This is a genomic window from Streptomyces sp. NPDC043952 (genome assembly GCF_056435325.1).
In genome coordinates, this window is record NZ_JBWKES010000001.1 from 64,494 (window position 1) to 76,925 (window position 12,432).

Sequence of the window (12,432 nt, forward strand, 5' to 3'; positions counted from 1 at the left end):
CCCGCACGCACACGACACGGTTACGGCCGGCCGGCACGCGTACGCCCGCTACGGCCGCGCGGCCAGCCGGGTGATCTCGGCGGCGACGGCCTGAGGGTCGGGGGCGACGGTGATGTGGGCGATGCCGTCCAGGGCCGGGTGGCCACCGACCCGGACCGCGTGGCGGGCGTGGCGCAGCAGGTCGAGATCGTTGATGTCGTTGCCGAAGGCGTCGTAACGGTCGATGCCCAGGGAGGTCAGGGCCTCCCACTTGTTCGTGGTGCCGGGCGCGAAGTCGGCGATCTCTTCGTCGAGGTGGTGGTTGACGGTCATGCCGAGCACCCGGCCGGCCTCGGCGAGGGCCGCCATGTCGGTCGCCTCCACCACGAGGAACTTCACCACCGCGGGAAGGCCCGCGAGATCGACCCGGCGGGCGAGACGGCCCTGGTCGACGCGGTCGAGGATCGGGTGACCCGCCGGGCCGGTGTAGGCGTAGTCCCACGGCCCGTCGGCGAGGTAGCCCGCGCGGAACCGCTCGGCCTCGATCAGCAGCTTTCCGAGGTCGCCGGGCTCGAACGCGGCCCGCGCCCGGACCTTGCCGCCGACGGCGACGAGGCTGCCGTTGCCGCCGATCAGCGTGGCGCCGGGGAAGGCCCCGCCGAGCACCGGCAGCAGGTCGCGGACCGGCCGGGCGGAGGCGAAGACCAGCCGGTGGCCGGCGCGCTCACAGGTCTCCAGGGCGGCGCGGATCCTGCCGTCGATCGTCCGTCCGTCGAAGCAGAGCGTGCCGTCGAGGTCGAAGACCGTGGTGCGAGCGCCGGAAGTGATCACCACGGGAGTGTACCGACACTAAGGGGAGCCTTCCTGTCGCCCCGGCACTGTTGTTGCTAGCGTGTAGTTGCAAGCAGTTTGCAATAAGGTTCCGGAGGGGATCACCCATGCCCGTCTACACGCTGCCCGAGCTGCCCTACGACTACTCCGCGCTGGCCCCCGTGATCAGCCCCGAGATCATCGAGCTGCACCACGACAAGCACCACGCGGCCTATGTGAAGGGCGCCAACGACACGCTGGAGCAGCTGGCCGAGGCGCGGGACAAGGAGTCCTGGGGCTCGATCAACGGCCTGGAGAAGAACCTGGCCTTCCACCTGTCCGGGCACATCCTGCACAGCATCTACTGGCAGAACATGACCGGTCCGAAGGAGGGCGGCGGCGAGCCGCTGGCCGCCGACGGCGTGGGCGGCCTCGCCGACGCGATCAAGGAGTCCTTCGGGTCCTTCGCCGGGTTCAAGGCCCAGCTGACCAAGGCCGCGGCCACCACGCAGGGCTCCGGCTGGGGCGTCCTCGCGTACGAGCCGCTGAGCGGGCGGCTGATCGTGGAGCAGGTCTACGACCACCAGGGCAACGTCGGCCAGGGTGCCACGCCGATCCTGGTCTTCGACGCCTGGGAGCACGCCTTCTACCTCCAGTACAAGAACCAGAAGGTCGACTTCATCGAGGCCATGTGGCAGGTCGTCAACTGGCAGGACGTGGCCCGCCGTTACGAGGCCGCCGCGTCCCGGACGAACGCGCTGCTGCTGGCCCCGTGAGCCCGGCGCGTCCGGCGCGCCGCTGAAGCGTCCTGCCTCGTGATCGTCTTCTCACCCTTCACGGCGGCAGGCGGATGAGGGGAGGCCCTCCGTGAGGACGTGACTCACGGAGGGCCTTCCGTCGTGTGCGGGGCGCGTCCGGAGTTTCCCCGCTTTCCCCACACACGAAAAGGGATTGACGCCCTCAGGCGATCATTACAACCTGTGTCCCTGTGATGACCTCCAGTGTGCGGGTACTGGCCGCCGGCGACCGCTTCGTGCTCCCCTCGCTGATCACGGCCGCGCTGGCCAGGCAAGCCCACTGCGATGTGCGGGAGTTGACGCTCGGCTGGCCGCAGAAACCGTTCGGCACGGTGGCCGAGGTGGAGGAGGCCAGCGGCGCGGAGGACGAGCTGATCGCGGCCCTCGCCGGCGCGGACGTCCTCGTCACCCAGCTGGCACCGGTCACCGAACGGGTCCTCGCCGCCCGCCCGGAGTTACGGCTGGTCGCGGTCTGCCGGGGCCGCCCGGTGAACGTCAACCTCGCGGCGGCCCGCGCCCACGGGGTCCGGGTGTGCTGCGCGCCCGGCCGCAAGGCCGCGGCGACGGCCGAGTTCACCGTCGGCCTGCTGCTCGCCGCCCTGCGGCGGATCCCGCAGGCCCATGACCACCTCGCCGGGCAGGGGTGTTGGGCCGGTTCGAGGTACTACACGTACGAACACAGCGGCCTGGAATTGGAGGACCTGCCCGTCGGCCTCATCGGGTACGGCGCGGTCGGCAGCCGGGTGGCGCGGGTGCTGGGGGCGCTCGGGGCGCGGGTGATGGTCTACGACCCGTACGCGCGGGGCGAGATGCACGGGCTGCGGATGGCGTCGCTGGACGAGTTGCTGCGGCGCTCGCGGGTGATCAGCCTGCATGCCCGGCTCACCGGGGAGACGCGGGGGCTGATCGGGGCGCGGGAGCTGGCGCTGCTGCCGCCGGGGGCGGTGGTGGTGAACGCGGCGCGGGGGGCGCTGCTGGACGAGGGGGCGCTGTGCGACGCGCTGGAGGACGGGCGGGTGGCGGTGGCGGCGCTGGACACGTATGCGGACGAGCCGCTGCCGGCGGACTCGCGGTTGCGGACGGTCGGGGAGCGGGTGCTGCTGACGCCGCATGTCGGCGGGGCGAGCCGGGCGGTGGCGGAGAAGGGGGCGCGGATCGCGGCGGCGGAGGTGGGGCGGTGGGTGCGGGGGGAGGCGCTGGCGCACTGTCTGACGTGAGCGAGGGGACCGCGTACGGCAGGCAGGGCCTCACGCGCGCAACGCGCGAAGCCCTGCCTCGTTGATCACGACAGCGCTCTGCGCACACGCGGAGGCGATCCGTCCGGTCCCTGCGTCCGTGTCCGGTCGATGCCGTGCTCTCCCGCGTCCGCGGAGGTCAGTCGAAAATGGGCCCCTGGGTCCGCGTCCGCTTGATCTCGTAGAAGCCCGGTACCGAGGCGACCGCCAGGGTGCCGTCCCAGAGGCGGGCGGCCTGTTCGCCCTTGGGGGCGGGGGTGACGACGGGGCCGAAGAAGGCGATCTGCTCGCCGTCGTCGCCGGGGACGGCGATGACCGGGGTGCCGACCTCCTGGCCGACCTTGTCGATGCCCTCCTTGTGGGAGGCGCGCAGCTCGGCGTCGAACTCGAAGTCCTCCTGCTCGGCGTAGTCGATCAGCTCGGCGGGCAGCCCGACGTCGGCGAGGGCACCGGCGAGGGCCTCCAGGGTCGCGCCCTCGCCGTTGTTGTGGATGCGGGTGCCGAGCGCGGTGTACAGCGGGCCGACGACCTCCTGGCCGTGCTTCTGCCAGGCGGCGGTGACGACCCGGACGCCCTGCCAGGCGCGCACGGCGAGCATCTCCCGGTACTCCTCGGGCAGCGTGTCCAGCTTGTCCTCGTTGAGGACGGCGAGGCTCATGACGTGCCAGCGGACCTCGATGTCGCGGAGCTTCTCCACCTCCAGGACCCAGCGGGAGGTCATCCAGGCCCACGGGCACAGCGGGTCGAACCAGAAGTCGACGGGGGTCTTGCCGGACGGGGACGCGGTCTCGGACATGGCTCTCCTCAGCGGAACGTGATTCTTCAGGGATCAACGACGCCCTCGCGGAGCGCATTCCCCGGTGCTTCCCGTCAGGAGCACATGGCAGGATCGGTCCTGTTCAGCCCCCATCACGCGATCACAAGGGAGTGCCGCCGTGCCCGGTGAGAACCTTTCCCGCGAGGAGGCCCGTGAGCGGGCCGCGCTGCTGTCCGTCGACGGCTACGACGTGTCCCTGGACCTCCGCTCGGCCATCGGCGACGCGGACGGCGAGCCGCGCACCTTCCGCTCGGTCACCACGATCCGCTTCCGCTGCAACGAGCCGGGCGCCTCCAGCTTCGCCGACCTGATCGCGCCGAGCGTGACCGCGGTGTCGCTCAACGGCAAGGACCTGGACCCGAGCGAGGTCTTCGACGGCGCCCGGATCACGCTGGAGGACCTGGCCGCGGAGAACGAGCTGGTGGTCGACGCCCAGTGCGCCTACTCCCGCACCGGCGAGGGCCTGCACCGCTTCGTGGACCCCGAGGACGGCGAGGTCTACCTCTACACGCAGTACGAACCGGCCGACTCCCGGCGGGTGTTCGCCAACTTCGAGCAGCCCGACCTCAAGGCGCCCTTCCGCTTCGAGGTGCGCGCGCCCGAGGGCTGGACGGCGTGGAGCAACGGCGCCGGTGAACTCACCGACGGCGTATGGAAGTTCGCGGAGACGAAGCCGATCTCGACGTACATCACCTGCGTGGTGGCGGGGCCGTACCACTATGTGACGGACACCTACTCGCGCACGTTCGCGGACGGTACGACGCTGGAGATCCCGCTGGGCGCGATGTGCCGCAAGGGGCTCGCGCCGCACTTCGACGCCGACGACGTCTTCCTGGTCACCAAGCAGGGCCTGGACTTCTTCCACGAGAACTTCGACTACCCGTACCCGTTCGGCAAGTACGACCAGGCGTTCGTGCCGGAGTACAACCTGGGCGCGATGGAGAATCCGGGTCTGGTGACCTTCCGCGAGGAGTACATCTTCCGCGGGAAGGTGACGCAGGCGTCGTACGAGGCACGTGCCAATGTGATCCTGCACGAGATGGCGCACATGTGGTTCGGCGACCTGGTCACCATGGCCTGGTGGGACGACCTGTGGCTGAAGGAGTCCTTCGCGGACTTCATGGGCACGTTCGCCAACGTGGGCGCGACCCGCTTCAAGGACGCGTGGATCACCTTCGCCAACCGCCGCAAGGCGTGGGCGTACCGCGCGGACCAGCTGCCGTCCACGCACCCGGTCACCGCGGACATCCGCGATCTCCAGGACGCCAAGCTGAACTTCGACGGCATCACCTACGCCAAGGGCGCCTCGGTGCTCAAGCAGCTGGTGGCGTACGCCGGGCAGGACGCGTTCCTGGAGGGCGCCCGCCGCTACTTCAAGCGGCACGCGTACGGCAACACGCGCCTGGGCGATCTGCTGTCGGTGCTCGGCGAGACCAGCGGCCGGGACATGACGGCCTGGTCGCGGGCCTGGCTCCAGACGGCCGGGGTGAACGCGCTGACCCCGCAGGTGCTCGTCGAGGACTCCCGCGTCGCCGAGCTGGCGGTGCTCCAGGAGGCCGCCGCGTCGCACCCGGAGCTGCGCCCGCACCGGATCGCGGTGGGCCTGTACCGGCTGACCGGGGACGGCGCCCTTGAGCGGTACGCGCGGGTGGAGACGGACGTGCAGGGCCCGCGCACGGTCGTGGCGGAGCTCGCCGGTGCCGGGGCCCCGGACCTGGTGCTGGTCAACGACGACGACCTCACCTACTGCAAGATCCGCTTCGACGCGGCCTCGCTGGACACGCTCCGGGAGCACCTGGGCGAGCTGACCGACCCGCTGGCGCGCGCCCTGTGCTGGTCGGCGCTGTGGAACATGACGCGGGACGCGCTGCTGCCGGCCCGCGACTTCATCGCCCTGGTGCTGCGGTTCGCGAGCCGCGAGTCGGACATCGGCGTGCTCCAGATGCTGCACGCGTGGACCCACACCGCGCTGGACCGCTATGCCGCCCCCGACTGGCGCAAGACGGGCGGGGAGCTGCTCGCCGAGGGCGCGCTGCGGGAGCTGCGGGCGGCCGGGGCGGGCAGCGAGCACCAGCTGGCCTGGGCGCGCTTCTTCGCCTCGGTGGCCTCGGCCGAAGCGGACCTCGCGCTGCTGAAGGAGCTGCTGGACGGCACGGCCTCGGTCGAGGGCCTGGAGGTGGACCAGGAGCTGCGCTGGGCGTTCCTGGAGCCGCTGGCCGCCCATGGTGTCGCCGACGAGTCCGTGATCGCCGCCGAGCTGGCCCGCGACGACACGGCGTCCGGCAAGCGCCACCAGGTGCGGTGCCTGGCGGCCCGTCCGTCGGCGGCGGTCAAGGCGCAGGCGTGGGCGCAGGTGGTGGAGTCCGACACGCTGTCGAACGCGCTGGTGGAGGCCACGATCGCGGGCTTCGACCAGCCGTCCCAGCGGGAGCTGACCGCGCCGTACGCGCAGAAGTACTTCGCGGCCATCGACCGGGTCTGGCGGGAGCGTTCGATCCAGATCGGCATGGACATCGTCAGCGGGCTGTTCCCGGCGTACCAGGACCGGCCGGAGACGCTGGCGGCGACGGACGCGTGGCTCGCGGGCCACGAGGACGCGGCGCCGGCGCTGCGGCGGCTGGTGCTGGAGGCGCGGGACGACCTGGCGCGGGCCCTGCGCGCGCAGGAGTGCGACGGGCAGGCCGGGTGAACCCCGGCCCCCGAGCTTCGACCTGATCTTTGACCTGTTCTTTGGCCTGAGCTTTGGCGGCCGGTGACCGTTACGGGACCCGTACGCGCGAGGCCGTAACCCCTGGTCCGCACCCGAGCGGACCAGGGGTTTCCGGTGTCCTCTCGGCATCCGAACACCTGACCTTTAGTACTACCTTGTCCGCATTCCTCGACGACCGTGTAACAGCGGTTACCGGGGGGATCAGGGGTGGGCATCGGAAGGGCATGACGCACAATGCACCGCTCTCCCCCCGCTCCCTCGGTCCCCTCGGCCCGCTCGCCGAGCCCCAGCAGCGGGTCCGGACCACGGCCCAGCTGCGCGCCCACGGGGTGACCGCGGCCGAACTGTCCGGACGCTGCCGTCCGGGCGGGCCCTGGTCCCAACTGCTGCCGCACGTCTACTTGTTGCACCCCGGACCGCCGACGGACGAGGAGCGGCTGCACGGCGCCCTGCGGTACGCGGCCCGCGAGCCCGCGCCGGGCGTCCCGGCGCAGCCGACCGGGCGGCACGCGCACCGCCCGCCCTACCCCGGCGCGGTGCTCACCGGCCTCGCGGCACTCGCCCTGCACGGGTTCGCACAGACGCCGCCGGCGGACCTGGAGCACATCGACGTGCTGGTGCCCCGGCAGCGCCGGCTGCGCTCCACCGGCTACGTCCGCGTCCTGCGCACCGCCGACCTGCCGGCCCCCGTCACGGTGACCGGACTGCCGGTGGCGCCGGTGCCGCGGGCGCTGGCGGACGCGGTGGCCGGGCTGCGGGACGGGGCAAAGGTGCGGCGGCTGCTGACCGAGGCGGTGCGCGGCGGACACTGCGAACCGGCCGCTGTCGTCCGGGAGTTGACACGTGCCGAGCTGCTGAGTCTGCCGCATGTGGTGGACGCGGTGGACTCGCTGGTGGCGGAGGGCCGCGCGATCGCGGAGGGCCGGCTGTACCGGATGGTCCGCGCGTACGGGCTGCCGGAACCGCTGTGGAACGTCGATCTGCGGCTGCCCGGCGGCCCCCGCCTCGGCGCCCTGGACGCGTACTGGCCGGACCAGGCCGTCGCGGTCGAGCTGGACACCCGGACGCGGCACGGGCGGCCGGAGGGCGGGCCGGACGAGGACGCGCAGTGGTCGCACCACGCCCGCAAGCGGGAGCACCTGGAGCGGCTGGGCATCACGGTCGTGCACCTGACCCCGAGGAAGCTCAGGGACGCGATGGAGCAGCAGGCGGCGGTGGTCCGTACGGCCCTGATGGCGGCGGACGACCGCGAGCCCGCCGCGTATGTGATGGTCCTGCCCCGGTAGTTCGCCCTTGGAGCCGACCGCGCTGCTCAAGCGCGACCCGGCACGAAGGGGCACGCGGGCGGGCGCCCGGCTAGCGCCCGCAGTACTCGGCCTCCAGGATCGCGTCCGTGTGTCCCGCCCAGTCGCCGTTGAAGTTCAGTGCCAGCGTGTGGCGGCCGTCGGGGGTGGAGGCGGCGACCGAGGTGGAGCCCTGGATGTCGCCGGTGTGGGTCCAGACGTGGACGCCGCAGGACAGTCTCCGGTCCATGAGCCCGAGGCCGTAGCGGACGTCCGGGGCGGTGCCGACCGCCACGGTGGTCTTCATCTCGGCCAGTTCGCGGGCGGGCAGCAGCCGGCCGCCGAGCAGGGCGGCGTAGAAGCGGTCCAGGTCGGCCGAGTCGGAGATCATCGCGCCGGAGGCGGCGGCGAGGGAGGGGTTGAGCTCCGTGACGTCGTACGGCTTCCCCGTCGCGTCGCCGAACGTCGAGTAGGCCCGGCCGGCGGGCCGCGGGACATCGACCTCCGTAGTCGGTACGGAAGTTGCGGTCAGCCGCAGCGGATCGATGAGGCGGCGGGTGATCTCGGTGGCGTACGACCGTCCCGTCGCCTTCTCGATGACCATCCCGGCGATCACGTAGTTCGTGTTGGAGTACCGCCAGGAGGCACCCGGCGCGAAGTCGGGCGCGTGGCGCAGGGCGACGGCCACCAGCCGGCGCGGGGTGAGCGTGTCGTAGCGGTGCTTTTGGAAGCCCTCCTCGGTGAGGTACCGGGCGCGGAAGTCCGGGTCGGCGGTGTAACTGGGGATGCCGCTGGTGTGATCGAGGAGCTGGCGCAGGGTGATCCGGCGCCCGTCGTTCCCGTGGCCCGCGACGAGACCCGGCAGCCAGCTGTCCACGGTGTCGTCCAGGGACAGCCGGCACCCCGCCGCGAGCTGGAGCAGGACGGTGGCGACGAAGGTCTTGGTGAGGCTGCCGACGCGGTAACGGTCGTCCGGTGAACGGGGCCTGTTGGTGCGCAGGTCGCCGGTCCCGGCGGCGGCGGACCAGGTGCCGCGGGCGTCCTGGACGGTGACGGTCGCGCCGGGGACGCCCGAGCGCACCGCCGCCTCGACGGCGGCGAGGGTCGCGGCGTGGGCCGGGGCGTGGGCCGGGGCCGCCGGGGTCGTGAAGGCCGTCGCCAGAGCCGCCGTCAGCAGCAGGGCGGCGCCCGTCAGGGCCGTGCGGAGCGGCATGGCTTCCCCCAACCGGTGGTGTGTGGTCGGGGGACGATACCCGTACGGCCTGTCCCGGACGTGGGCCCGGCGCGGATACCGGCCCTTCTGGAGCGGCGAGCGGCGGATGTCAGCCCTTCTGGAGCACCAGTTCCGCGTTGCGGTCGGCGAGGGCGCCCGCCAGGTTCGTCTTCGCGCCGGGGGCGTTGAAGGCCAACTCCCGGTAGAGGGAGGCGAGTCCGGTCTGGGAGAGGTCGGTGAAGTCGGTGCGGGCCGGGGCGGCGGACTCGATCAGGGTGGTGAACAGGGAGATCGTGCCGTCCTTGTTGTCGACCAGCTCGATGATGCGGGCCAGGTGCGGGTGGTCGATGTGCGAGGCGGTGGAGATCTCCCAGAAGGAGCGGCCCGCGCCGTTGCGGTGCGGAGTGATCTCGTTCTCGTGCTTGTGCCCGTTGACCCAGGCCAGCACGTTGGCGTGCCGGGACAGCAGCGTGACCAGCTCGGCGCCGGTGTGCCGCTTCTCGTCGGGGCGGGCCGGGTCGGGGCGGGTGTTGACCATCGAGTCGCTGGTGTGGTGGCTGAAGACGACGGCGTAGGAGTCCTTGTTGTCCTGAAGCGTCTTGTTCAGCCACTTCAGCTGCGCGGTGCCGACCGAACCCTGGTAGTGGCCGCCGGCGTCGGTGGTGTCCAGGCTGATGCCGATGACGTCCTCGGCGATCCGGAAGGCGTAGTACTGGGTGCCCGCGTCCACGTTCGCCGAGGAGTAGCCGTGGCCCACCGGACCGTGGCCCTGGTAGGCCGGGTCGAGGTGTGCCTTGAGGTACTCGTCGGGGGTGTACAGGGCGCGCGACTCGTCCGGCGTGACCGAACGCATGCCGCTGGCGTGGGACTTGAGGAAGTCGCGGTAGGCGGTGCCCCTGGGGTCCTTGCCGCTCCAGATGGAGTCCTGGAGCTTCTTGGCGTCGGCGGCGCTCACGCTGTACAGCTTCTTGCCGCCGATCGCGGCCTCGGCGAGGTAGGGGTCGCCGTGGGCGCCGTACAAGCCGAGCGGGAGGGCGTCGTGGTTGCCGACGGTGGAGTACCAGGGCAGGTTCAGGCCGGGGCTGCGCACCTCGCGGATCGCGGCGGCGAGGAAGCCCTCCAGGTGCGGGAAGCCGAGCGCCTTGTCGCCGTCCCCGGCGGTGGACTCGGGCTGCCAGTACAGGGGCAGCCCGCTGTTCTGCACGCCCTCGTAGTGTCTCGGGTCGCCGGTGTTGGGGGTGATCCGGCCGCCGCTCATCACCTTCATGAACCACTCCAGCTCGGAGCGGGCGTTGTTGTCGGTGTTGTCGCCGGTGGTCATCACGAACTGGAGCGGGGTGCCGGTGACGGGGGCGCCGCGCAGCGCGTTGACCCGCTCCACCAGCGAGACGGCGCCGGGCACGGTGAGCGCCTCGTGCGGGCGCCAGACGTCCTGGTGGGCGGCGCGCAGGTACTCCAGGCGCAGCGGGTGCTGCACGTCCTGCAGGTGCAGGTCGGTGAACTGCACGAACGCGGCCAGGGCCCGGCGGCGCTTGTCCCGGCCCACCTTGGGCCTGGCCAGCTCGGTGCGGATGACGCGCGGCCAGCCGGGGCCGTCGGCGAGGCGCCGGTAGCCGGAGCCGTGCGGGGTGGAGACGGTGGCGAGGGTGGTGCCCCTGCGGTAGGGGGCGAGCGGGGCGGCGGTGGCCAGGCGGGACTGGGCGACCGGGGCCTGCCCGGTGGCGGTGGTGGCGGCCTCGCTGTCGGTGGGGCGCAGGGCGTAGCCGACGCCCGCGGCGAGCGAGACCGCTCCGGCGGCGGTGAGGAGGGTACGGCGGTCGATCCCCGCGGCGGAGGCGACGGAGGCGGCGGCAGAGCGTAGGCGCGACATGGTGCGATCTCCCCGAGTGCGAACGCGTCGGCAGTGGCCGCGGGCCGTCACGGACGCGAACGCCCCGCTTGCCAAGGACTTTTGGCAACGGGGATGGCATCCATGCGAACGGCACGGCAACACGCGGCGCCGATCACCGTACGTGGATCTGCGGCGCCCGGCCCGGCCACCGACTCGTCCGCGCACCGTCCGGGACCGGTCGCCTGCCGATCAATTACCGGGGTACGTGGGCCGGGTCCATGGGCGGGCCCGTACGGCGGTCGGCGGAGGCGCACGTCACGCGACCGGCGGAGGCGCACGGCACGCGACCGGCAGAGGCGCACGGCACGCGACCGGCAGAGGTATACGTCACATCGTCGTATGAGCGCGACCCCTATGGGCAGGGGCGGCCGAGGGGACGCCGGGGATCCCGGAACCGTCCCCGCGGCCGGTGGTGTCCCACTCCTCGGGCACATGTCGCAAAGAATTGGACAGGTGGACCGGGGTCGGCCGCATCATGGAAACGCCCCGGTCATCCCTGGGGCACGGCAGAAATCGGACAGAGGGAGTCGTCGTGAGGGTCGGAATCGTCGGAGCCACCGGTCAGGTCGGCACGGTCATGCGCAGGATCCTCGCGGAGCGCGACTTCCCGGTCACGCAGCTGCGCCTGTTCGCCTCGGCCCGCTCGGCCGGGACGGTGCTGGACGGCGTGACCGTGGAGGACGCGGCGACCGCCGACTACTCCGGCCTCGACATCGTCCTCTTCTCCGCGGGCGGCGCGACCTCCAGGGCACTGGCCGAAAAGGTCGCCTCGCAGGGCGCCGTGGTGATCGACAACTCCTCGGCGTGGCGCCGGGACCCCGAGGTGCCGCTGGTCGTCGCCGAGGTGAACCCGCACGCGATCGCCGACCGCCCCAAGGGCATCATCGCCAACCCGAACTGCACCACCATGGCCGCGATGCCGGTCCTCAAGCCGCTGCACGAGGAGGCGGGGCTGGAGGCGCTGGTCGTCGCGACGTACCAGGCGGTGTCCGGGTCCGGGCTCGCGGGCGTGGCGGAGCTGCACGGCCAGGTGCAGAAGGTCGCCGCCGAGGCCGACAAGCTCACCCACGACGGCGCGGCGGTCGACTTCCCCGAGCCCGCGGTCTACAAGCGCCCCATCGCCTTCAACGTGCTCCCGCTGGCCGGCTCGATCGTGGACGACGGTCTGCACGAGACCGACGAGGAGCAGAAGCTGCGCAACGAGTCCCGCAAGATCCTGGAGATCCCCGGTCTGAAGGTCTCCGGCACCTGCGTGCGCGTCCCGGTCTTCTCCGGCCACTCCCTCCAGATCAACGCCCGGTTCGCCCGCCCGATCTCCCCGGAGCGCGCCACCGAGCTGCTCGCGAAGGCTCCGGGCGTCGCCCTCTCCGACATCCCGACCCCGCTCCAGGCGGCCGGCCAGGACCCGTCGTACGTCGGCCGGATCCGCGGCGACGAGACGGTGGACAACGGCCTCGCGCTGTTCGTCTCCAACGACAACCTCCGCAAGGGCGCCGCGCTGAACGCGGTGCAGCTCGCGGAGCTGGTGGCGGCGGAGCTGTCCGCCTGACCCAGGGCATGCGAAGGGGGGGGCGGGGGGGGGGCGGGGGGCCCCCCCCCCCCGCCCGTGTTCCCGGGTCGGGCCGTCCGCGGCCCGCGACCTCCCCGACCCCCCCAGGCCCCCACGGGGACCCGAAAACAAAGGGGGAAAGGACGCA

The 12,432-nt window shown here is 72.3% G+C and carries 9 protein-coding genes; 5 read left to right on the forward strand and 4 right to left on the reverse strand.

Annotated features, from left to right (window positions below; translation table 11 throughout):
• Positions 1–48: 48 nt before the first annotated feature.
• Positions 49–810: an HAD hydrolase family protein gene (locus tag AC069R_RS00280; RefSeq protein ID WP_478763201.1), complete on the reverse strand. Its 762-nt coding sequence runs from the start codon at positions 808–810 to the stop codon at positions 49–51.
• Between the two features lie 107 nt (positions 811–917).
• On the opposite strand from AC069R_RS00280, the gene AC069R_RS00285 reads away from it, so the two are divergent.
• Positions 918–1,565, forward strand: coding sequence for a superoxide dismutase (locus AC069R_RS00285; RefSeq protein WP_478763203.1), 648 nt, complete (start codon positions 918–920; stop codon positions 1,563–1,565).
• 215 nt (positions 1,566–1,780) lie between these two features.
• Positions 1,781–2,803, forward strand: coding sequence for a 2-hydroxyacid dehydrogenase (locus tag AC069R_RS00290; RefSeq protein ID WP_478763204.1), 1,023 nt, complete (start codon positions 1,781–1,783; stop codon positions 2,801–2,803).
• Positions 2,804–2,960: 157 nt separating this feature from the next.
• Here AC069R_RS00290 and AC069R_RS00295 read toward each other — a convergent pair whose 3' ends face one another.
• Entirely contained in the window at positions 2,961–3,617 is a 657-nt protein-coding gene (locus tag AC069R_RS00295; protein ID WP_478763206.1) for a mycothiol-dependent nitroreductase Rv2466c family protein, read from the reverse strand.
• Between the two features lie 139 nt (positions 3,618–3,756).
• Between AC069R_RS00295 and pepN the strand changes: the two genes are divergently transcribed.
• Both pepN and AC069R_RS00305 read left to right on the forward strand, forming a co-directional pair.
• Positions 3,757–6,327, forward strand: coding sequence for an aminopeptidase N (gene pepN / locus AC069R_RS00300; protein ID WP_478763208.1), 2,571 nt, complete (start codon positions 3,757–3,759; stop codon positions 6,325–6,327).
• A gap of 245 nt (positions 6,328–6,572) precedes the next feature.
• The gene (locus tag AC069R_RS00305) at positions 6,573–7,634 is read left to right on the forward strand and encodes a hypothetical protein (protein ID WP_478763210.1); all 1,062 of its coding nucleotides are present in this window, start codon (positions 6,573–6,575) and stop codon (positions 7,632–7,634) included.
• Positions 7,635–7,704: 70 nt separating this feature from the next.
• Here the strand turns inward: AC069R_RS00305 and AC069R_RS00310 are convergent, their stop codons facing one another.
• Together AC069R_RS00310 and AC069R_RS00315 are read right to left on the reverse strand one after the other, a co-directional pair.
• Positions 7,705–8,844, reverse strand: a complete 1,140-nt coding sequence (locus tag AC069R_RS00310; protein WP_478763212.1) for a serine hydrolase domain-containing protein — start codon at positions 8,842–8,844, stop codon at positions 7,705–7,707.
• 109 nt (positions 8,845–8,953) lie between these two features.
• A complete protein-coding gene (locus AC069R_RS00315; RefSeq protein WP_478763214.1) occupies positions 8,954–10,714 on the reverse strand; it encodes a TIGR03767 family metallophosphoesterase in 1,761 nt (586 codons plus the stop codon).
• Positions 10,715–11,267: 553 nt separating this feature from the next.
• Between AC069R_RS00315 and AC069R_RS00320 the strand changes: the two genes are divergently transcribed.
• A complete protein-coding gene (locus tag AC069R_RS00320; RefSeq protein ID WP_478763215.1) occupies positions 11,268–12,284 on the forward strand; it encodes an aspartate-semialdehyde dehydrogenase in 1,017 nt (338 codons plus the stop codon).
• The last annotated feature ends 148 nt before the right edge of the window (positions 12,285–12,432 follow it).

What these genes read in the sequence shown, in the direction of transcription:
- AC069R_RS00285 (WP_478763203.1), top strand. Translation starts at nt 918, where the DNA reads ATGCCCGTCTACACGCTGCCCGAGCTGCCCTACGACTACTCCGCGCTG.
- AC069R_RS00290 (WP_478763204.1), top strand. Translation starts at nt 1,781, where the DNA reads ATGACCTCCAGTGTGCGGGTACTGGCCGCCGGCGACCGCTTCGTGCTC.
- AC069R_RS00295 (WP_478763206.1), bottom strand. Translation starts at nt 3,617, where the DNA reads ATGTCCGAGACCGCGTCCCCGTCCGGCAAGACCCCCGTCGACTTCTGG.
- AC069R_RS00305 (WP_478763210.1), top strand. Translation starts at nt 6,573, where the DNA reads ATGACGCACAATGCACCGCTCTCCCCCCGCTCCCTCGGTCCCCTCGGC.
- AC069R_RS00310 (WP_478763212.1), bottom strand. Translation starts at nt 8,844, where the DNA reads ATGCCGCTCCGCACGGCCCTGACGGGCGCCGCCCTGCTGCTGACGGCG.
- AC069R_RS00315 (WP_478763214.1), bottom strand. Translation starts at nt 10,714, where the DNA reads ATGTCGCGCCTACGCTCTGCCGCCGCCTCCGTCGCCTCCGCCGCGGGG.